20 protein-coding genes are annotated in these 20,284 nt (G+C 34.1%); 5 read left to right on the forward strand and 15 right to left on the reverse strand.

The genetic code is table 11. The features are described 5' to 3' along the window. The first annotated feature begins 175 nt into the window (after positions 1 to 175). A complete protein-coding gene (locus ITJ86_RS04860) occupies positions 176 to 2,446 on the forward strand; it encodes a transglycosylase domain-containing protein (RefSeq protein ID WP_195870479.1) in 2,271 nt (756 codons plus the stop codon). Positions 2,447 to 2,520: 74 nt separating this feature from the next. Here the strand turns inward: ITJ86_RS04860 and ITJ86_RS04865 are convergent, their stop codons facing one another. From ITJ86_RS04865 to ITJ86_RS04925, 13 genes are all read right to left on the reverse strand, one after another. Further along, the gene (locus ITJ86_RS04865; RefSeq protein WP_195870480.1) at positions 2,521 to 3,429 is read right to left on the reverse strand and encodes a DUF3078 domain-containing protein; all 909 of its coding nucleotides are present in this window, start codon (positions 3,427 to 3,429) and stop codon (positions 2,521 to 2,523) included. 140 nt (positions 3,430 to 3,569) lie between these two features. Continuing rightward, the gene (locus ITJ86_RS04870; RefSeq protein ID WP_195870481.1) at positions 3,570 to 4,076 is read right to left on the reverse strand and encodes a DUF2480 family protein; all 507 of its coding nucleotides are present in this window, start codon (positions 4,074 to 4,076) and stop codon (positions 3,570 to 3,572) included. Between the two features lie 17 nt (positions 4,077 to 4,093). Next, positions 4,094 to 5,929 (reverse strand): ABC transporter ATP-binding protein, encoded by a 1,836-nt coding sequence (locus tag ITJ86_RS04875; RefSeq protein WP_195870482.1) that lies wholly within the window; start codon positions 5,927 to 5,929, stop codon positions 4,094 to 4,096. A 13-nt stretch (positions 5,930 to 5,942) separates the two neighbouring features. Next, positions 5,943 to 6,269, reverse strand: coding sequence for an iron-sulfur cluster assembly protein (locus ITJ86_RS04880; RefSeq protein ID WP_195870483.1), 327 nt, complete (start codon positions 6,267 to 6,269; stop codon positions 5,943 to 5,945). Positions 6,270 to 6,339: 70 nt separating this feature from the next. After that, positions 6,340 to 6,762: a SufE family protein gene (locus ITJ86_RS04885; protein WP_195870484.1), complete on the reverse strand. Its 423-nt coding sequence runs from the start codon at positions 6,760 to 6,762 to the stop codon at positions 6,340 to 6,342. A 33-nt stretch (positions 6,763 to 6,795) separates the two neighbouring features. After that, entirely contained in the window at positions 6,796 to 7,617 is an 822-nt protein-coding gene (locus ITJ86_RS04890; RefSeq protein WP_195870485.1) for an META domain-containing protein, read from the reverse strand. A 46-nt stretch (positions 7,618 to 7,663) separates the two neighbouring features. Beyond that, a complete protein-coding gene (locus ITJ86_RS04895; protein ID WP_195870486.1) occupies positions 7,664 to 8,878 on the reverse strand; it encodes an aminotransferase class V-fold PLP-dependent enzyme in 1,215 nt (404 codons plus the stop codon). A 154-nt stretch (positions 8,879 to 9,032) separates the two neighbouring features. After that, positions 9,033 to 10,346 (reverse strand): Fe-S cluster assembly protein SufD, encoded by a 1,314-nt coding sequence (gene sufD, locus ITJ86_RS04900; protein WP_195870487.1) that lies wholly within the window; start codon positions 10,344 to 10,346, stop codon positions 9,033 to 9,035. A 152-nt stretch (positions 10,347 to 10,498) separates the two neighbouring features. Next, on the reverse strand, positions 10,499 to 11,251 hold the full coding sequence (gene sufC, locus ITJ86_RS04905) for a Fe-S cluster assembly ATPase SufC (RefSeq protein WP_195870488.1): 753 nt from the start codon (positions 11,249 to 11,251) through the stop codon (positions 10,499 to 10,501). A 4-nt stretch (positions 11,252 to 11,255) separates the two neighbouring features. Beyond that, on the reverse strand, positions 11,256 to 11,663 hold the full coding sequence (locus tag ITJ86_RS04910) for a hypothetical protein (protein ID WP_195870489.1): 408 nt from the start codon (positions 11,661 to 11,663) through the stop codon (positions 11,256 to 11,258). A gap of 60 nt (positions 11,664 to 11,723) precedes the next feature. Further along, positions 11,724 to 13,172: a Fe-S cluster assembly protein SufB gene (gene sufB, locus ITJ86_RS04915; RefSeq protein WP_195870490.1), complete on the reverse strand. Its 1,449-nt coding sequence runs from the start codon at positions 13,170 to 13,172 to the stop codon at positions 11,724 to 11,726. A gap of 15 nt (positions 13,173 to 13,187) precedes the next feature. Next, a complete protein-coding gene (locus ITJ86_RS04920) occupies positions 13,188 to 13,517 on the reverse strand; it encodes a HesB/IscA family protein (RefSeq protein WP_195870491.1) in 330 nt (109 codons plus the stop codon). Between the two features lie 136 nt (positions 13,518 to 13,653). Beyond that, the gene (locus tag ITJ86_RS04925; protein ID WP_195870492.1) at positions 13,654 to 13,893 is read right to left on the reverse strand and encodes a hypothetical protein; all 240 of its coding nucleotides are present in this window, start codon (positions 13,891 to 13,893) and stop codon (positions 13,654 to 13,656) included. Positions 13,894 to 14,167: 274 nt separating this feature from the next. On the opposite strand from ITJ86_RS04925, the gene thiL reads away from it, so the two are divergent. Beyond that, positions 14,168 to 15,220 carry a thiamine-phosphate kinase gene (gene thiL, locus ITJ86_RS04930; protein ID WP_195870493.1) on the forward strand — a complete coding sequence of 351 codons (1,053 nt, stop codon included), beginning with the start codon at positions 14,168 to 14,170 and terminating at the stop codon, positions 15,218 to 15,220. A 295-nt stretch (positions 15,221 to 15,515) separates the two neighbouring features. Here thiL and ITJ86_RS04935 read toward each other — a convergent pair whose 3' ends face one another. Then, positions 15,516 to 15,758, reverse strand: a complete 243-nt coding sequence (locus ITJ86_RS04935) for a hypothetical protein (protein ID WP_195870494.1) — start codon at positions 15,756 to 15,758, stop codon at positions 15,516 to 15,518. A 68-nt stretch (positions 15,759 to 15,826) separates the two neighbouring features. Continuing rightward, a complete protein-coding gene (locus ITJ86_RS04940; protein ID WP_195870495.1) occupies positions 15,827 to 16,612 on the reverse strand; it encodes an alpha/beta fold hydrolase in 786 nt (261 codons plus the stop codon). A 105-nt stretch (positions 16,613 to 16,717) separates the two neighbouring features. Between ITJ86_RS04940 and ITJ86_RS04945 the strand changes: the two genes are divergently transcribed. From ITJ86_RS04945 to ITJ86_RS04955, 3 genes are read left to right on the forward strand one after another with little or no spacing between them, the layout of a single operon-like run. Further along, on the forward strand, positions 16,718 to 18,271 hold the full coding sequence (locus ITJ86_RS04945) for a serine hydrolase (protein ID WP_195870496.1): 1,554 nt from the start codon (positions 16,718 to 16,720) through the stop codon (positions 18,269 to 18,271). Further along, positions 18,272 to 19,579 (forward strand): branched-chain amino acid transport system II carrier protein, encoded by a 1,308-nt coding sequence (locus ITJ86_RS04950; protein ID WP_195870497.1) that lies wholly within the window; start codon positions 18,272 to 18,274, stop codon positions 19,577 to 19,579. Continuing rightward, positions 19,576 to 20,280, forward strand: coding sequence for a DNA adenine methylase (locus tag ITJ86_RS04955; RefSeq protein WP_195870498.1), 705 nt, complete (start codon positions 19,576 to 19,578; stop codon positions 20,278 to 20,280). The genes ITJ86_RS04950 and ITJ86_RS04955 overlap by 4 nt, the downstream gene beginning before the upstream one ends. Positions 20,281 to 20,284 lie beyond the last annotated feature (4 nt).

Raw genomic sequence — 20,284 nt, forward strand, 5'->3', positions numbered from 1 at the left:
TTTAGACTTGATTCTAATTCGCTGACAAGAATTTGTATTTGACTTGAATAATAATTTTTGAAAACGATTGAATTCATTTTTATATAATAATGAACGACTTTATTGAAAATAGTCTTACCAAACTAAATAGCTTTTTCGTCGTACACTTTTAATAAAATAACGTTATAGCCCAAAAATGAATCCTTATCTCATTAGTATTAAATCGCGATTGAAAACATTATGGCAAAATAAATGGGTGAGAGGCTTACTTATTTTATTCGTTGTAGCGGTATTGTTTTTAATAGGACTTTATATCAGTATATATCTCGGTGTATTCGGAAAACTACCAACGTCGGAAGCTATTAGTTCTATTAAACAAGAACAAGCCACACAACTTTTAGATAAGGACGAAAAATTAATAGGCAAATATTATATCTACGACAGGCAACCTGTAACGTTTGAAGATTTACCTAAACATCTTATTGAAGCTTTAGTTGCTACTGAAGATTCCCGATTTTATGAGCACGATGGTATAGACAACATCAGCTTAATGCGTGTGTTTGTTAAAAACCTAATTCTTCAAGATAAATCTGCAGGAGGTGGAAGCACTATAACACTTCAACTCGCAAAAAACCTTTATGGCAGAAAGAATTATGCAATGTTCAGTATGCTTATTAATAAATTCAAAGAATCTATTGTTGCCAAGCGAATAGAGTCAGTGTATTCTAAAGACGAAATTTTAATACTATACCTCAATACAGTTCCATTTTCTGACAATACGTATGGAATAGAAAGTGCATCGCTTAAATTTTTCAATAAATCTGTAAAAGATATTTCAATTGTTGAAGCCGCAACTTTAGTTGGAACATTAAAAGCCAATACATATTTCAACCCAAGAGTACATGGAACACGTAGTAGAGATAGAAGGAATGTGGTCTTAAGTCAAATGGTTAATTACGGATACCTTGCTAAAGACTCATTAGCGTATTATTCAGATCAAGAATTACAATTAGATTATAGATCCTTTAATCACGATTTAGGGATAGCACCTTATTTTAGAGCTGCAGTAAAAAAACAACTCAGTTCTATTCTAGACACTTTAAAAACACCTGAAGGAGAAAAATATGACCTGTATAAAGATGGTTTAATTATTCATACAACCCTAGATTATAAAATGCAACAGATAGCAGAAGACGCCATGAAAGACCACATGAGCAAGCTTCAAGCTAATTTTGAAACATCTTATGGTAAGCATTCGCCTTGGGAAACCAATTCTAAATTGCTCAAGAGTGCTATTGCGAAATTAGCCCAAGTAAAAACCTATAAGGAGAACGGGTTAACTGAAACTCAAATTAAAGATTCATTAAATGTGAAACGTCCAACGGATGTGTTTAGTTGGAAAGGCGATACCATTAAAAATCTATCTACCATAGATAGCTTAAAGCATTATCTTAAATTTTTAAACACCGGAATGTTATCTGTTGAGCCAACTACTGGAGCCGTAAGAACTTATGTCGGAGGTATCGATTATCGCTATTTTAAATACGATCATATTTCGCAAAGTGAACGGCAAGTAGGTTCTACCTTTAAACCTTTTGTTTATACTGCTGCCATTGATAACGATTTAAGTCCTTGTACTTATTTCTCGTTAAATAAAGTAACCTATACAGACTATGACGATTGGACACCAACCAATTCTGGAAGTGATGACGAAGACCCTTATATTAATTACACTTTAGAAAATGCGTTAAGCAACTCTGTTAATACTATTTCTGTGAAGGTTTTAGAGGAGGTAGGAATACCAAAAGTGTTGGAGCAGGTTGAAAAAATGGGAATTTCTAAAGCACTACCTAACGAGCCATCGTTAGCCTTAGGTGTTGCAGAAATTAGTTTGAAAGACTTAACAGGTGCATATGCTAGTTATCTTAATAAAGGCAAATCTGTAACTCCATATTATATCACAAAGATTGAAGATAAATATGGAAATGTCATAGCGACTTTTGAACCTGAAATTTCAGAGAAAGAAGCGTATAGTGAATTTACAAGACAAGTCCTTTTAGAAATGATGAAATCTACTGTTAATAAAGGCACTGCATCACGAATAAGAAGTACCTATGGTTTAAAAAATGACATTGCCGGAAAAACAGGAACAACACAAGACAATAAAGATGGTTGGTTTGTTGGCTTAACACCAAACTTAGTAACTATAACTTGGGTAGGAAACGACAATCACAGTATAGGATTTAAATCTACAGGAATGGGTCAAGGTGCTAATTCTGCCTTACCTATTTTTGCAAAGTTTTATCAGAAACTAAATAACGATAGTGACTTTAGACCTATAACAAGTGCGCAATTTGAAACACCTTCAGAACAGGTTTTAACCGCCTTAGATTGCGAACCCACAAAACGCGATGGTTTTATTAAACGCCTGTTTAAGAAAAAGAACAAAAAGAAAAGTTTTAATTAAGTTCTTATTGAACATAAAAAAAACCTGTCTAAATTTTAATCTAGACAGGTTTTCTGTTTTATACTTGGCTGTTATTAAAACTTGTAGCTTAAACCAAGTGTATAATAAGATTGTAAGTTGTTATCGGCATCAGCTAAGTCTACACCTTGAACATTTGCAGCTTCTTGTTGGTTGCTTCTTAAACCAAAATCAAAACCAACACCAATCATTTTCCACAATGTATAACCGAAAGAGTTCGTCCAAGTCCAGTTAGATAATTCGCTTGAGTCGTAGCTTTGGAATGTAGAAAAATTGGTTTTAAAGTTAATAGCTCCAATTTGTCTTGTATAGTCTGCTACAATTTTAGCACCAGCAGAAGATTCAAATGCTGCATCATTATCTGCAAATACAAAGTTGTAGTTTAATGGGTGAATTACGACAACTAAATTTTCAACAGGAGTCCATGTAGCACCAATACCAAGATCTAAGAATCCAGGATCATTAAAGTTGTTTAAAAGTGTCGTTCTGTAATCTGCTAAACCAGATATTGCCCAAGTTTTACTAATGTTTCTACCATAAAGAGAAGAGATATTAAAAACATCTGTTCCTTCTTGAAAACTATCATCATCTGTTGGGTCGTTTTTGTCATCAAATTTTACCCAGCTTAGGTTTGTAAATAAAGAATTTCTCCAGAAATATTTATCTTCAATTTTATTAGCATAAGCATTAAAAGTAATTCCAAGGTTTCCAGAAGAAAGATCTGGTGTTCCTTGACCATACCAATCGTTAAATTTAGACAAGTTACCACCAATAGTACCAAAAGCACCTACTCTCCAACCTGGCAACGCATCAATCTGTGCTTGTAAGGCATCAGCTTCTGCTTGAAACTTATCTGCTTCTGCTTGTTTTTCAGCTTTTTGAGCTTGTAATTCTTCTTTTGTTTGAGAAAAACCAAAGGTTATAGCAAATAAAAAGAATGCTGAAAAAAGTAATTTCTTATTCATAATGTGTTAATGTTTAGTAATTTAAATTTGATTTAATTTGCAAATATACGTGTTTATATAATTTTGATGAAAACTTTGATTGTTTATCACCACTGTAGTTTAGACCAAAAAATTACCAAAAAGTCACATTTTTTTTTGAATTATTTTCTTTTGAAAAGAGGCACTGAAGAACACGCCTCACCAAACATAATAGATTTTGCTATGGGTTTTAATTTTTGAGACAGTAATACTAAGGCATTTGAGGGTACAGGTTTATGAGAACACCCTTTTATAATTACAGGTAAACCTTCATACTGTTTAACCTCTAAATTCGAAATAATTTCAGTAAATAAAATAGATTCCAATTCTTCTAATGAACCAATCACAGTCAATTTAGCATAAGCTTGCAACTCAATTGAAATAAGCATATAAGCCCAATCTGGTACAATAGCATCGGTTGAACAATGTAAGGCTACATAGCAATCTTGATATTGCGACCAATTTTGTTCAGAAACAAAAGCTCTAAAGTCTTTTTCTCGTAGTACAAACCCTTCAAGTAACCAATCTTTTATATCAAAGAGAACACGTTCGCCTATTGGGTAATAGTCCTCTAAATCTATAACTTTTAGCTTGCTGTTTGCAACTCTATTTATAATCTCATCTGCCATAATACAAAGATAATTGTTTATTGATAGCCTTCAGCTTGTAAGGTGAACAATTCAGAATATAAACCTTGCTTTGCCACAAGTTCTTCATGTGTTCCAATTTCTAAAACCTTTCCATGTTCTAAAACTAAAATTCTATTTGCTTGGCGAACTGTACTAAATCTGTGCGAAATTATAATACTTGTTTTTCCTTCGGTTAAACCAATAAACCGACCAAAGACTTCACTTTCTGCTCGTGCATCTAATGCTGAGGTTGGTTCGTCTAAAATCATAACTTCGGCACTTTTCATATATGCTCTGGCCAAAGCCACTTTTTGCCATTGTCCACCAGATAATTCTTGGCCATTAGAAAAACGCTTTCCTAATTGCTGATTGTATCCATGTTTTAGTTCTGACACCACTTCGTTAGCCAAACTTAATTCTGCCGCGTTTATAATTTTATCTTGGTTATTTAATTCGTCAATATTTCCAATGGCGATATTCTCTTTAACGGTAAATTCATACCTAAAGAAATCCTGAAAAATAACTCCAAAATATTCTTGATACTCTGCAATATTAAAACGATTAATATTGGTGCCATCTAATAATATTTCACCAGAAGTGGGTTCGTAAAAACGCAATAATAATTTTATTAACGTGGTTTTTCCAGCACCATTTTGTCCAACAAAGGCTAATTTTTCTCCTGCTTTTAGGTTGAACGTGATGCCTTTTAAAATTTCAACTTCCGAATTAGGGTACGCAAACCGAACATCCTTAAACTCAAACCCTGTTTTAATTTGTTTAGGAAGCGGCATATCTTCTTTCACTTTTGAAACAATTGAAATGTCTATAAAATCGAAATAATCTTTTAAGTATAGAGCACTTTCAGAAATCCGTGTAAATTTTGAAAAGAAATCTTGAAGGTTTCGCATTAAGCGATTAAACGATCCTGATAAAAACGTTAATTCACCAAGAGTAATGGCTCCCGAAAGCACACGATATATTATAAAAACATACGCTCCGTAATAACTTAAAGACCCTAAAACATTAAACAAAAAGCCTAGGGCAGACCGTTTAATAGAAAGGGTTTTATTGAGTTGATAATATTCTTCGGACAGATTTTTAAAGCGATCTACAACAAAATCGGTTAAGCCAAAAAGCTTAATTTCTTTTGCGGTTTTATCATTAGCTCCTATAAATCTTAAATAATCTAATTCGCGTCGTTCAGAGGTCCAGCTTCGTGCTAAAGAATATTGACGTTGACTAAACCGGACTTCATTTATAAACGAAGGAATAATACTTAGTACCAACAGGATAATTAAATACGGTTCAAAATAAATTAAACCAGCCACAAGTGTTGCAATAGAAATAGCACTTTGCGCTTGCCCTAAAACATTAGACATTAGTGCAACACGCCCTGTGGTTTGTGTTCTCGCACGTTCTAGCTTATCATAAAACTCAGAATCTTCTAATAAACTAATATTAATCTGATTGGTTTTTTTAATGATAGTTACGGAAGTAGCAATATTATACTCATCGCCAAGTAGGCCATCAGTTAATGAAATGGCTCTACTGATTAAATCGGAAAGGATAATTAAACCAAACTCCATCGCTACATAGGTCCAGAGTGAGTTATAATCAGGAACATCTAACGAAATCTGTAAAATGATTTCATCAATAATGAGTTTTCCAACCCATAAAATAACAACAGGAAGCAATGCGCCAATAAGTCTACAAAATGCAGATAATAGAAAGAGTCCTTTGTTTACTTTCCAGATTTCTTTAAAAAACCTCGGAATATAAACTAAGGCATTAAAAGACGATTTAATACTCGTTTTATTGTCGTCTTTTAAAGAAGTAGGTGTACGTCTTCGCATTTATTGGTTTTAGTTAAAGCATTCCAAGCTCTAACCTTGCTTCTTCACTCATTAATTCTTGAGACCAAGGCGGATCGAAAGTAATTTCGACTTCAGCATCCTTAACCTCATTAATAGATTTTACTTTTTCTTCAACCTCCAATGGTAAGGTTTCTGCTACCGGACAGTTTGGTGTTGTTAAGGTCATTAATATTTTTACTTCGTAATCTTCGTTTATTAATACATCGTAGATTAAGCCTAATTCGTAGATGTCTACAGGAATTTCTGGATCGTAAATGGTTTTTATAACTCTAAGAATTTTCTCTCCTAATACTGTTGTGTCTATAGTTGTGTCGCTCATAATATAATGTTTGTCGTTAGGTTGTTTGTCGTTTCGTCGAAGTCGAATCAACGACTTTACAACAAATAACTTAACTCAGTTGTGTTTGGTATGCAATAGCATACAGTTTTAATTGTTTTATCATGCTTACTAGGCCATTGGCTCTAGTTGGTGATAAGTGTTCTTTTAGGCCAATTTTATCAATAAAATCGGTATTGGCTTCGATAATTGCTGCTGGGTGCTGATTAGAAAATGTTCTAATCAAAATCGCAATAATGCCTTTGGTGATTATGGCGTCGCTATCTGCTGTAAAGTTTACTTTGTCGTCTACCATATTGGCATGAACCCAAACTTTACTCTGGCAACCTTTTATAATGTTATCTTCAGTTTTATATTTTTCGTCTATTAAAGGTAAGTCTTTACCTAAATCTATCATGTATTGGTAACGTTCCTCCCAATCTTCAAACATAGAAAACTCATCAATAATTTCGTTTTGTACTTCTTCTATGGTCATAATCTTATTGTTTATTGCAAAATTACAAAATAGCTACTGTTTTATGGTTTTTTCTTTTATGGATAACACTTTATTAACTAATGTTTCAATTTCGCTTGGTGGATTTCCATGATCAAATGTTGGTGTTATATATTCCACATCACCTATTTGTATGGCTAAAGTAGCATGAAGCGCTCCATCATATTGATGTTTTTGTGAAGGCGCTTTTAATTCTTGAAGTGATTCTACATCCACATCTTCTATTAAGGTTTTAAGTTCTTTCCATTGAGCGGCATCTATCGCGTGTTTTTCAATATCTTGAAGTCCTGCATCTTTTGAAATCGAAATGCCATTTTGAGATATTAATATAAAATCGAATGATCCTCTTGTTGAGGCTTGGTATTTAACAGCAGTTTTATATGTGTCTTTTGATGTTGTACTTTTTTTAGAAACCACTGAGGTCGATGAGGCCTTGATTAGGATGGTATCGTTTTCTAATAATGAAACGGCATTTTGATCAATTGAAAATGAGTTTACCGTACGTAATGCTTTTAGCACTGCATTTTCAATAGACATAATTTCTTTTTGACACAATTTTTTTGAAGCGCCAATACTTCCAAAACTGATACTGTTATGTTCTATAGAATAGTTGCCAAAAAAACTATTGCAACCTGCAAATCCATTGACTGTATTTGTTGTAGCATCAAAAGAAATAGCAATTTTGTTGGCAGAAACATCAATACTTCCAACTTGCGTTATATAATAGGTTCCTGAAAGTGTTTCTCGCATTTTCTTATTGTTTTCAACCGCTTTTTTAGACGTATCACAAGACGTAACCGTTATTAAAAGTGTAAATAGGCTTATTATAAATTTCATCTTTTAAAGTTTTATACAGAATAAGATACACTTTTAGTGCCAAAGTTTAGGACAACATCATAACTGCTTTTTTTAGTGCAGTTATAAACGTATCAATTTCTTCTTTGGTATTGTAAAACATAAAGGAAGCACGTACTGTCCCAGGAATCTTATAGAAATCCATAATAGGCTGTGCACAATGATGACCTGTACGTACTGCAATGCCCATTTTATCTAAAATGGTTCCAATATCATAAGGGTGAATGTTCCCAACATTAAACGAAATTACAGAGGTTTTTTCTTTGGCAGTACCGTAAATTTTTAAACCTTCAATCTTTAGTAATTCTGAAGTGCCGTAGTCTAAAAGTTCGTTTTCATAGTTGGCAATAGCATCAAAACTAATGCTGTTCATATAATCTAAAGCAGCACCAAAAGCAATGCCACCACAGATGTTGGGTGTGCCAGCTTCAAATTTATGTGGCAAACCTGCGTAAGTGGTTTTTTCAAACGAGACTTCTGCAATCATTTCGCCGCCACCTTGATAAGGTGGTAATTTATTAAGCCATGCTTCTTTGCCGTACAACATACCAACTCCTGTTGGGCCACACATTTTATGAGCTGAACAGACATAGAAATCAACATCCAAAGCTTGAACATCGGGTTTTATATGTGGGCAAGATTGTGCGCCATCCACTAAAACTGCCGCTCCAACAGCATGTGCTTTCTCAATGATTTTTTCAATAGGATTGATAGTCCCTAAAGCATTTGAAATATGATTTACAAAAACCAACTTGGTGTTATCATTTAAAAGGGCTTCATATTCTGAAAGAATTAATTCGCCATGGTCATTCATGGGTATCACTTTTAAACTTGCACCTGTACGTTCGCAAAGCATTTGCCATGGTACAATATTACTGTGATGTTCTAAAGCTGAAACAATAACTTCATCGCCTTTTTTCAAAAGTGACGAAAAGCCGTTGGCCACTAAATTAATACCGTGAGTAGTACCAGCCGTATAAATAATTTCGTGACTGTGCTTGGCATTAAAATGGTTCTGAATTTTAAGACGCGACTGCTCATAGGCATCCGTAGCTTCTTGACTTAAGCTATGCACACCTCTGTGAATATTAGCATTATAATTGCTGTAATAATCTACAATGACATCAATAACTTGTTGAGGGGTTTGTGATGTTGCTGCATTATCAAAATATATAAGTGGTTTCCCGTTCACGGTTCTGTTTAGGATGGGGAAGTCTTGTCTTATGTTTTGTACGTCTAACATTTATTTCTTTAAATTTAAAACCTCAAAGGTTTCAGAAACCTTTGAGGTCTGAAGTGTTTCAAAATCTCAAATAGAACTTAACCTATTACAGGTTTAATATGCGCTTTTATTCATTATTGGGGTGAAAATTATGACATTTTTAGACTCGTATTAATTATAAGTCAAACCCAATATTAACTCCCAATTTTTCAGCGATAATCTTAGTGATTCTATCTTTAAGCTCAGGTATTTTTACAGAATCTAAAACAGTATTACTAAAAGCAAACATTAATAAGGCTTTAGCTTCCTTTTCAGGAATACCACGAGAACGTAAGTAAAACATGGCGCTTTCATCTAACTGTCCAATTGTACAACCATGCGAACATTTTACATCGTCTGCAAAAATCTCGAGTTGAGGTTTGGTGTTTATGGTCGCTTTATCACTTAATAAGATATTATTGTTTGCCTGAAACGCATTGGTTTTCTGAGCTAATTTTTCAACAACAACTTTACCGTTGAAAACACCAGTTGCTTTATCATCAAAAATACCTTTGTAATCTTGGTGACTTTCGCAATTAGGTTCTATATGATGCACTAAAGTATTGTGGTCTACATGTTGTTTGTCTCCAATAATAGTGATGCCTTTCATGGTAGAATCAATACGCTCACCATTTTGATAGAATTCTAGATTATTTCTCACCAATTTTCCACCTAAAGCAAAGGTGTGCACTTTGGCTAAACTCTCTTGTTTTTGGTTGATAAAAGTGCTGTCAATTAATGAGGCACTTTGTCTATCGTTTTGAATTTTGTAATAATCAACAATAGCACGTTTGTTGGTAAAAATTTCAGTTACCGAATTGGTTAAAACAGGATTATCTGTTAAGCTTTGATGACGCTCAATAATTTGAACATGTGCATTTTCATTGACTATAATTAAGTTACGCGGTTGTAACATGACTGCAGCTTCGTTCCCTGTTGAAAAGTGTATAATTTGAATGGGTTTATCAACCACTTTATTTTTTGGGATGTTGATGTAAGCTCCTTCGTAAGAAAACGCGGTATTTAAAGACGATATCCCATTTTTTGAAGCAATTTTATTGAAATAATTATCAATAATTACTTTGTATTTTGGTTTGGTTAAAGCAGCAGACATTAAGCAAACATCTAAACCATCGTGTGTGGTTTGCGATAAATGTGATGCATATTTTCCGTCGATAAAGATGATTTTATAAGCATCAATATCATGCGAGAAATAAGGTTTTATATCTTTAAACTCAATGTCATTTTCAGATTTTGGAAACACACTGTAATCGTGTTTTAAAACCGAATTTAACGATGTGTATTTCCAGTCTTCTAAACGCTTAGAAGGAAAGCCTTCAGCTTCAAAATTCTTTATAGCTTCAGTACGAATATCATGTATGGATGAGTTGACGTCTATAGTGTCCTCGAATGCCATAAATGACGATACTAATTTTTCTTTTAATTCCATTTTTTTTCAGTCTTCAATCCACAGTCTTCAGTCTTCAGTTTTTAACTAATGACGAAAAGTTGTTTCTAATTTTAATTTGAAAGAGTGTTATAGCAAGAGTAATCAGAATTGAGTCAGCAACTGCCAACTGAAGACTGACCACTGACAACTATTTAAGCGTTAACCTCTTCCTTAATCCAATCGTAACCTTTAGCTTCTAATTCGTGAGCTAGTTCTTTTCCTCCTGTTTTTACAATTCTACCTTCGTGTAAAACGTGAACAAAATCAGGAACGATATGATCTAATAAACGTTGGTAGTGTGTAATCACTATTACAGCGTTGTCTTTAGATTTTAATTTGTTAACTCCATTGGCTACAATACGAAGTGCATCGATATCTAAACCAGAATCCGTTTCATCTAAGATGGCTAATTTTGGTTCTAACATTGCCATCTGAAAGATCTCATTTCGTTTTTTCTCACCACCAGAAAAGCCTTCGTTTAATGAACGTGATAAAAATTTACGATCAATTTCTAAGAGTTCTGATTTATCTCTAATCATTTTTAACATGTCTTTTGCAGGCATGTCTTCTAAACCTTTTGCTTTACGCGTTTCGTTTATAGCTGTTCTGATAAAATTAGTTACACTAACTCCAGGAATTTCTACAGGGTATTGAAACGATAGAAATACACCTTTGTGAGCACGTTCTTCTGCCGATAATTCTTCAATATCTTCATCCTCTAACATGATGTTTCCTTCGGTAACTTCGTATTCTTCTTTACCTGCAATTACAGAAGCTAATGTACTTTTTCCAGAACCATTTGGTCCCATAATAGCGTGTACTTCACCAGGTTTTACTTCAAGATTTATACCTTTTAATATACTTTTATCTTCTACATTTGCATGTAAGTTATTGATCTTTAACATAATTTTAGTTTGCTAATTTTATAACGTCTTCTTTATTTGGATCTGGTGCTTCCACCTTTAATATTTCCTTTATTTCTACTTTGTATTGCCAGCCTTCTTCCAGAGAATCTTTTTCAAATTTTCTAACTCTTACGGTTACGGGAACCATGTCAGTGGCTTCTTTTTTATAGGCTTTAACTTGATCAGCTAATGCGTGCATATTATCATCGATAACCACACCATAGATTTCTTTTGGAGTTTGTAAAACCGCAGCATCTGCGAAATAAACAAAATCCCCTTTCACGGTTATAAAGCCATCATTTTGATCGTAAGATTTTGCTCGGTTATCCTCGAGATTAACATCTTGTTTTGTTTCGTTTTTGCAAGCGAACATCACTAAGGCTAAAACAATAATTAAATTTATTTTCTTCATAATATTTAATCAATCCTATATTTATTTGGATTCTTGATTTCGCAGGAATAACACTGTTGGTTATCCTACAGAACCTTCTAAACTAATTTCCAATAATTTTTGAGCTTCAACAGCAAATTCCATTGGTAATTTATTGAGAACCTCTTTACTAAAGCCATTCACAATTAATGCAATCGCTTTTTCGGTATCGATACCTCTTTGATTACAGTAAAATAACTGGTCTTCACCGATTTTACTTGTTGTGGCTTCGTGCTCAATCATGGCACTTTTGTTTTTAGCTTCTATATAAGGGAAGGTATGTGCTCCACATTCATTTCCCATTAGTAAACTATCACATTGTGAAAAGTTACGTGCGTTTTCAGCACGAGAATTGATTTGAACCAATCCACGATACGAGTTTTGTGATTTACCAGCGGAAATACCTTTGGAAATAATGGTCGATTTTGTGTTTTTACCTAAATGAATCATTTTGGTACCAGTATCGGCTTGCTGATAATTATTAGTGACAGCGATCGAATAAAATTCGCCAACTGAATTATCACCTTTTAAGACGCAAGATGGATATTTCCATGTAACAGCAGAACCTGTTTCAACTTGTGTCCAAGAAATTTTTGCGTTTTTCTCACAAAGTCCTCTTTTCGTTACAAAATTATAAACTCCACCTTTACCTTCTGCATTTCCTGGGAACCAGTTTTGAACGGTTGAATATTTTATTTCGGCATCATCCAAGGCAATAAGCTCTACAACTGCTGCGTGTAATTGGTTTTCATCGCGGCTTGGTGCTGTACAACCTTCTAAGTAAGAAACATAACTACCTTCATCAGCAACGACTAAAGTTCTTTCAAACTGCCCGGTTCCTGCTTGGTTAATTCTAAAATACGTTGATAATTCCATAGGACATTTTACACCTTTTGGAATGTAACAGAACGAACCGTCACTAAATACAGCAGAATTTAAAGCCGCATAAAAATTATCTTTTTGTGGTACCACAGTTCCGAGGTGTTTTCTTACCAATTCAGGATGTTCCTGTATGGCTTCAGAAATACTCATAAAAATAATGCCTTTTTCGGCTAAGGTTTTCTTAAATGTTGTAGCTACTGAAACAGAATCGACAACAACATCCATTGCCACACCAGCTAATTTCTTTTGCTCGTCTAATGAAATACCTAATTTTTCAAAAGTGGCTAATAATTCTGGATCAACCTCATCGATACTATCGTATTTTGGTTTGCTATTTGGTGCCGAATAGTACGAAATAGCCTGGAAATCTGGTTTTTTGTAATGTACATTTGCCCATTCTGGCTCAGTCATTTCCTTCCAAACTTTAAAAGCTTCAAGACGCCATTCGGTCATCCATTCTGGCTCTTCTTTTTTCTTAGAAATGGCAATTACAATTTCTTCATTTAATCCAACAGGAAAGGTTTCAGATTCAATATCTGTGTAAAAACCATATTCGTATTCTTTGGTTTTTAATTCTTCCCTTAAGTCGTCTTCAGTATATTTTGACATGTCTTTATTTTAATTTTAAAGTGAAAATGATTCACCGCAACCGCAAGTTCGGTTGGCATTTGGGTTGTTAAAAACGAAACCAGTTCCGTTTAGACCTCCTGAATATTCTAAAGTGGTGCCTATGAGATAGAGAAAGCTTTTTTTGTCTACAATGATTTTAATGTCATTATCTTCAAAAACTTTATCGTCTTCAGCTTGTGCTTTATCAAATTTTAAATCATAAGATAAGCCAGAGCAACCACCACTCTTAACACCAACTCTAACGTAGTCTGTGCTTGGGTTGTAGCCGTCGTCAGTCATAAGTTCTATGACTTTCTTTTTTGCATGTTCAGAGACTTTAATCATATCGTTTAACTAGATTAGTTCTAAATAGAATGCAAATATACGATATAACTAAGGTTTTACCATAGGTACTAACATTATATTAGTATATGATTTCATAGTGTGTGGCTATAAGGGATAAAGCCGAAGGAAAGTAGAATTATAGAGCTACTTTTGTTTTTGGAAAACGCCTTGTAAGTCTATACAATTCTTGTAAGGCATCTGTGATTTGACTATTAGCAACGGTGTGGTTTTCAAAGTTTCCGTGTTGATCTGTGACAACCACAGTATCGCAGTGTGAGCATGTCATTTCAATTGTATGATCTAAATTGGTTTTGGATCTTACATAGTTGTGTCCAAAAACGGCGCAAGGTAAAGCTTCAGTTGAGGTAGGTCTCATTTTCATTGATTTAGGGGAGGGCAATTTAAAAAATGAAACTTAATTCGTGTTAAAATACCTAATTTTTCGATGAAATGCACGTTTATTTCAGATTTCGGTTATTATTACACAAATTTTATATGGTATTTTTATAAATAACTTAAGATTAAAACATAGCAGAACACCAAGATGCTGCGTAACTTTACATCAAATGAATTATTTAATTTTAGGTTCGTAAGAAATAAATAATTCCATTCATACAGTCTATTATAAAAAAGCATAATATTTTTGCAATATGATTGAAGATAAAAACCCACAGCGAACTCCTTTGAGTGAATTAGGAGAATTTAAATTAATTGAGCACTTAACGGATCATTTTAAAGTGACTCAAAAGTCAACTATAAAAAGCATAGGTGATGATGCAGCAGTTTTAAATTTTGATAAAAAACAAGTGGTCGTTTCTACAGACCTGTTAGTAGAAGGTGTCCATTTCGATTTAAGTTATGCTCCTTTAAAACATTTGGGTTATAAGGCTGTAGTGGTTAATCTATCGGATATCTATGCTATGAATGCTGTAGCGACACAAGTAACAATCTCTATAGCTGTATCTAATCGTTTTCCTTTAGAAGCTTTAGAGGAATTGTATGCAGGTATCACAACCGCAGCTAAATTTTACAATGTAGATGTTGTTGGTGGTGATACGACGTCTTCAACCTCTGGTTTAATTATTTCTGTGACTGCTATTGGTGCCGTTGAAAAAGGAAATGAAGTATTGCGATCTGGTGCAAAACCAAATGACTTATTAGTGTTAACAGGTGATGTTGGTGGTGCATATATGGGATTGCAAGTGCTAGAACGCGAAAAGGAAGTGTTTAAGGTGAATCCGAATAATCAACCCGATTTATCAATGTACACCTACATCATAGAACGACAGTTAAAACCGGAAGCTCGAAAAGATATTGTGGAGTTGTTGAAAGAATTAGATGTTAAACCAACAAGTATGATAGATGTGAGCGACGGCATTTCTTCTGAAGTTATGCATTTGTGTAAACAAAGTAAAGTTGGTGTAGATCTGTATGAAACAAAGATCCCTCTAGATCCTCAAGTGATTTCTACTTGCGAGGAATTTAATGTAGATAGTACGACAATTGCTTTAAATGGTGGTGAGGATTATGAATTGCTAATGACAATTTCACAAGACGATTTTCCAAAAATAAAAGGCAATCCTAATTTAACGGTTATTGGATATATGACAGAGGAAGACAGAGGTATGTACTTAGTGACCAGAGCCGAAGAAAAAATACCAATTATAGCAAAAGGGTGGAATGCGCTTAAAGATCAAGCATAAAAAGCCTTTGACCTTTTTCTAAACGTTTGTTGTGTACACGATGTAATACACTATTAATTTCTTTAAATTTTGGTGTTAAGGGTACAAATTTACCATTGCCATTAATGGTCATTTCGGTTTTACAATTTTTACACTTATATTCTTTAACATGATAAGTAACATTTTTGGACACTTGATAATCGTGGCCAAATAATGAGCAATAAATGTTTTTCATTAACTAGTTTTCTTAGTGATTCTATCATTTTTATAGGGTTTTTAAATATAAGAAAATTAGTTACTATAAAGTTATGAACATTTAATAAATCGACGAACTGAGTGTTTTTTGCTTCAAACGCATCAGTTTATTGTTATAAATACGTTCTAATGCCGAATTAATTTCTTGATGTTTAGCGGTTAGTTCTGTAAGTCGTCCATTGCTGTTAGTTGTCAATTGTTTTTTGCAGCATTTGCAAGTGTACTCTTTTACGTGGTTAGTGACTTTTTTGGTAATTTGGTAATTATGGCCAAATAAATCACAGTAGATTTTGGTAGGTGTCATAATAGGTTGTTTACGATTTATTTTTCGAACTCTGTTGTAAACTTAGAAAATAAATTAAAACAAAACGTTTAAGGGTGTAAATTTTCGACAAAACGCAATAAATTGTAAGGTAAATCTGATTCGTTTTCGATATGGCTCATGTGGCCTTCTGAAAATTCTACAAATTCTATATCTGTATTTTTAATCTCCTTTATGAGTTGACAGCTATCTATAAGACTGTCCTTTTTACCGATAATAATTAATTTTTGGCATTTCAAGTTTTTAAGAACTTCGAAGCGATTCGGTCTAAGCTTCATGCCTTCCTGGGCTGCTATGTAGCCTTGTAATGGAGTTTGTAAGGCGAGTTGAAGTGCATTATCATACGCGGAATTATAGGTGTCTTTACTTTCGGGAGTAAATAAATTAGCAAATGAGAGGGTTATTAAGACGTCATAATTTTCTTGTGCCATTTTAGATGCACGTGTTCTAATTAATTTTCGGGCTTTGTCATCAGCTTTATAGGTAGAGTTCATTAAACAGAGTCCCTTAAAAAGGTCTGGTTTCTTGTCGGCCAAAGCCAACGCCACATAGCCTCCCATAGAATGGCCTATAACATGAGCGTTTTTAATCTCCAAATGTTCTAAAACCGCTAAAACGGCATCTGCCATTGCCTCCATGGTATGCACATAACCTATACAATCTGTTTTGCCATGACCTAACAAATCAATACAAATAATTTGATGTGTTTCTGAAAAATCAGCAATTACATTTTGCCACATATCTATAGTTTCAAGAAACCCATGAAGTAGAATAATTGGATCACCTTTACCTTCAACTGTATAATGTATGCTACTATTTTTATAGTCTAAAATCATGTTTGCAAAGATATATTTTGAAAGCATTTCTGCTTATTAATCATTACAACATTTTAGTATCTTTGAATTCTGATAGCTATCGGAACAAACTAAATTAAATAACGAATGATTTTAAAACGTCTACTTTCCGCATTACTTATAATATTCACGTTTTTGCTAAATGCGCAAATTGAAGAACAACAGCTCGATAAACTTATAGAAGAGACCTTAACTACGTTTGAAGTACCTGGTATTTCTGTTGGTATTTTTAAGGATGGAGACATTGTGTATTCAAAAGGTCATGGTGTGCGTTCATTAACCAATAGAAAGGATATGAACGATGAAACTTTAGTTGGTGTTGCTTCTAATAGTAAAGGGTTTACCTGTTTTGCATTAGCCATGATGGTAGATGCAGGAAAGTTAAATTGGGATGATAAAGTGCGTCAACATATACCAGAGTTTCAATTGCACGATGCATGGGTTACCGAAGAATTTACGGTTAGAGATTTGGTAATTCATCGCAGTGGTTTGGGTTTAGGTGCTGGAGATTTAATGTTTTTCCCTGAAGGCAGTGATTTTACTGTCAATGATATTATAGCCAATGTGAAATATTTGGAACCTGAAAGCTCCTTTAGAAGTGAGTTTAAGTATAATAACAATATGTATATTATTGCAGGTGAAGTTTTAAAACGTGTAAGCGGATTAACTTGGGAAGATTTTATTGAAACCAAAATTATGAAGCCTGTTGGAATGACAAGTAGTAAAGCATCTTATAACAGAGTAACTGATAAATCGAATATTATTGATGCTCATACTATGGCAGACGGTAAGCTTATTCAGATTCCACACGATTGGAGTGAAACTGCAAATCCGGCAGGAGGTATTATGAGTAATGTGCCAGATATGTTAAGGTGGTCAGAATTTTTAATGAACGATGCCGTAACAAAAGATGGAGAGCGTCTATTGAGTAAAAAACAATTTCATGAGCTTTGGCAATTACAAACACCATTAAGTGTTTCTTCAAACGATTCTTACGATTCTAATTTTAAAGGTTATGGCTTAGGTTGGTTTGTGGCAGATGTAAAAGGTGGGCATAAGCAAGTGTATCATACAGGAGGCTTGTTAGGAACAGTAACACAATTTACTATGATTCCAGATTTAGATTTAGGTATTGTGGTTTTAACCAATCAAATGAATGGCTCTGCATTTAATACCATTACAAATACGATTAAGGATTCTTATTTAGGATATGAAAACCGAAATTGGTTAGAAAAGTATGGCAAACGAAATGCAGATTATATTACATATAACGACAGCATAAAAACAGCAGTGTTTTCTAAAGTTGAAAAGGCAAAAACACTTAAATCACTCCCAAAACCAGAGCACATTGTAGGAACTTACACGGACGATTGGTTTGGTGATGTAAATATTTCTTACGACACAAAAAAAGGGTACCTCATAAAAAGTAAACGGTCGTCTAGATTGTTTGGTGAGTTATTACCATTAAACGCTACTACTTTTGTAGCGAAATGGAATGACAGAAGTTATGATGCAGATGTGTATGTGAAATTTACCTTCAATGAAAAAGGCGAAGCCATTTCTGCAACCATGGATTATATTGCTCCAATTACCGATTTTAGTTTCGATTTTGGGGATTTAGAACTCAAGAAAACCAACTAGGTGACGATACAACGGAAAGAACTTTTAATCACTAGTTTTGGAATGTTTTCCTTGTTTTTTGGAGCAGGAAATTTGTTGATTCCACCATTACTAGGTTATAACGCGGGAGACGATTGGTTTTTGGTAACTATCGGTTTTATGATTACGGCAGTGGTCATTCCTATTCTTGGGATTCTTGCACATGCCAGATTACAAGGCACATTATTTGATTTTGGTAAAAAAGTATCACCAATCTTTAGTTTAGTGTATTGCATCCTTATTTATATTATTGCTATTGCCATTCCGTCACCAAGAACAGCTGCTGCAACCCACGAAATTGCAATATTTCCGACCTTTGGAACTTCATCTACACTCACAAGTGCAATTTATTTTTCATTGGTCCTCCTTTTTGTACTTAACCGTTCAAAAATATTGGGTCTCATTGGTAAGTTTCTAACTCCTTTTATTGTTATAATGCTATTGGCTGTTATAGGAATTGGATTGTTTTCAACGGAATTCAATACAGGGATTTCGCAATTTGAAACTCCATTTTCAATAGGTGTTTTAGAAGGTTATCAAACCTTTGACGCTATTGGAGCTGTTGTGGTCGGAGCTGTAATCATCGTATCGTTGAATTTTAAAAATATGGCTGTAGAAATCTACAGTTCTAAGCGGACGCTAATAAGAAAATCTGGTTTTATTGCAGGTTTTAGCTTGTTTGTTATTTATGCAGGATTAATTTCTGTTGGTGCTTATTACAGCTCTGAAATTAATATTAATGCAGAACTCAGTAACGATATGCAACGCGCTAATTTACTTCGTGATATTAGTATTTCAGCTTTAGGTGATTTTGGAAACACTGTTTTAAGTATTTTAATTTCATTAGCTTGCTTTACAACAGCCATAGGAATAATAGCAGGTACGGCCGATTATTTTAAAGGATTGCTTAATAATTCTCAAACGGTTTATAGTATCACGGCTATTTTGGCGAGTGTCCTAGGTTTTGCTATTGGTCAGCTAGATTTTAATTCAATTATTGTAGTGGCTATTCCGGTATTATTATTTATTTATCCAATTACGATTATATTAATTTTATTAAATGTATTACCAGAAAAGATTGCAACACCTTTAGTCTTTAGAGCCGTTGTATTTATCACTATCTTATTTAGTATTCCTGATGTCATAGGGTTTATGAGTCCGTCTGAAACTTTAGGGTTTATAACGCACTATATTCCACTTTCAAGCCAAAGTTTGGGTTGGGTGTTGCCAGCATTTTTAGTGTTTATTATTTCGGTTGGTGTAGAATTAAAAATGAAGAAGAGCATATGAAGTACATGGGAAGTAAGGCGCGTTTTGCAAAAGCGTTATTGCCAATAATTCTGAAAGATAGAAAAGAGAATCAAACCTATCTTGAACCTTTTGCAGGTGGCATGAATATGATTGATAAGGTTGATGGTATCCGAATTGCAAACGATCAACACCAAGAACTCATGGCAATGTGGCAAGCTTTAATCTACGATAATTGGGATCCACCACAATCCGTTAGTGAAGAAGACTACAGACATATAAAATACAACCAAGATGAATATCCAAAACACATGGTCGCTTACGTTGGGTTTAATTCTTTTGGGGGAAAATGGTTTGCGGGTTACAGGCGCGATAAGGAAGGTAAGCGGGATTATTGGGGTGAGCATTACCGTAATATCACCAAACAAGTGCCTAATCTTGAAGGGGTAATTTTATCTTGTAAATCTTATCTTGAATTGATAATACCTGACGATAGTGTTATTTATTGTGATCCTCCTTATGCATCTACAACGAAGTATCGCGATAGCTTTAATCATGAAAAATTCTGGGAGTGGTGCAGGCAGCAAAGTAGAGCTGGTCATCAGGTTTTTGTGAGTGAATATAATGCGCCAGAAGATTTTAAGTGTGTTTGGGAAAAGCCAGCGAAAACTACTTTTTCATGGCATGCTGAGAATTTAGCGCCTAAGGTCGCTTTAGAGCGGTTGTTTGTTTTTGAAGGTTAAAAGG

The organism is Winogradskyella marina (assembly GCF_015645385.1).
GTDB lineage: Bacteria > Bacteroidota > Bacteroidia > Flavobacteriales > Flavobacteriaceae > Winogradskyella > Winogradskyella marina.

What these genes read in the sequence shown, in the direction of transcription:
- ITJ86_RS04860 (WP_195870479.1), top strand. Translation starts at nt 176, where the DNA reads ATGAATCCTTATCTCATTAGTATTAAATCGCGATTGAAAACATTATGG.
- ITJ86_RS04865 (WP_195870480.1), bottom strand. Translation starts at nt 3,429, where the DNA reads ATGAATAAGAAATTACTTTTTTCAGCATTCTTTTTATTTGCTATAACC.
- ITJ86_RS04870 (WP_195870481.1), bottom strand. Translation starts at nt 4,076, where the DNA reads ATGGCAGATGAGATTATAAATAGAGTTGCAAACAGCAAGCTAAAAGTT.
- ITJ86_RS04875 (WP_195870482.1), bottom strand. Translation starts at nt 5,929, where the DNA reads ATGCGAAGACGTACACCTACTTCTTTAAAAGACGACAATAAAACGAGT.
- ITJ86_RS04880 (WP_195870483.1), bottom strand. Translation starts at nt 6,269, where the DNA reads ATGAGCGACACAACTATAGACACAACAGTATTAGGAGAGAAAATTCTT.
- ITJ86_RS04885 (WP_195870484.1), bottom strand. Translation starts at nt 6,762, where the DNA reads ATGACCATAGAAGAAGTACAAAACGAAATTATTGATGAGTTTTCTATG.
- ITJ86_RS04890 (WP_195870485.1), bottom strand. Translation starts at nt 7,617, where the DNA reads ATGAAATTTATAATAAGCCTATTTACACTTTTAATAACGGTTACGTCT.
- ITJ86_RS04895 (WP_195870486.1), bottom strand. Translation starts at nt 8,878, where the DNA reads ATGTTAGACGTACAAAACATAAGACAAGACTTCCCCATCCTAAACAGA.
- sufD (WP_195870487.1), bottom strand. Translation starts at nt 10,346, where the DNA reads ATGGAATTAAAAGAAAAATTAGTATCGTCATTTATGGCATTCGAGGAC.
- sufC (WP_195870488.1), bottom strand. Translation starts at nt 11,251, where the DNA reads ATGTTAAAGATCAATAACTTACATGCAAATGTAGAAGATAAAAGTATA.
- ITJ86_RS04910 (WP_195870489.1), bottom strand. Translation starts at nt 11,663, where the DNA reads ATGAAGAAAATAAATTTAATTATTGTTTTAGCCTTAGTGATGTTCGCT.
- sufB (WP_195870490.1), bottom strand. Translation starts at nt 13,172, where the DNA reads ATGTCAAAATATACTGAAGACGACTTAAGGGAAGAATTAAAAACCAAA.
- ITJ86_RS04920 (WP_195870491.1), bottom strand. Translation starts at nt 13,517, where the DNA reads ATGATTAAAGTCTCTGAACATGCAAAAAAGAAAGTCATAGAACTTATG.
- ITJ86_RS04925 (WP_195870492.1), bottom strand. Translation starts at nt 13,893, where the DNA reads ATGAGACCTACCTCAACTGAAGCTTTACCTTGCGCCGTTTTTGGACAC.
- thiL (WP_195870493.1), top strand. Translation starts at nt 14,168, where the DNA reads ATGATTGAAGATAAAAACCCACAGCGAACTCCTTTGAGTGAATTAGGA.
- ITJ86_RS04935 (WP_195870494.1), bottom strand. Translation starts at nt 15,758, where the DNA reads ATGACACCTACCAAAATCTACTGTGATTTATTTGGCCATAATTACCAA.
- ITJ86_RS04940 (WP_195870495.1), bottom strand. Translation starts at nt 16,612, where the DNA reads ATGATTTTAGACTATAAAAATAGTAGCATACATTATACAGTTGAAGGT.
- ITJ86_RS04945 (WP_195870496.1), top strand. Translation starts at nt 16,718, where the DNA reads ATGATTTTAAAACGTCTACTTTCCGCATTACTTATAATATTCACGTTT.
- ITJ86_RS04955 (WP_195870498.1), top strand. Translation starts at nt 19,576, where the DNA reads ATGAAGTACATGGGAAGTAAGGCGCGTTTTGCAAAAGCGTTATTGCCA.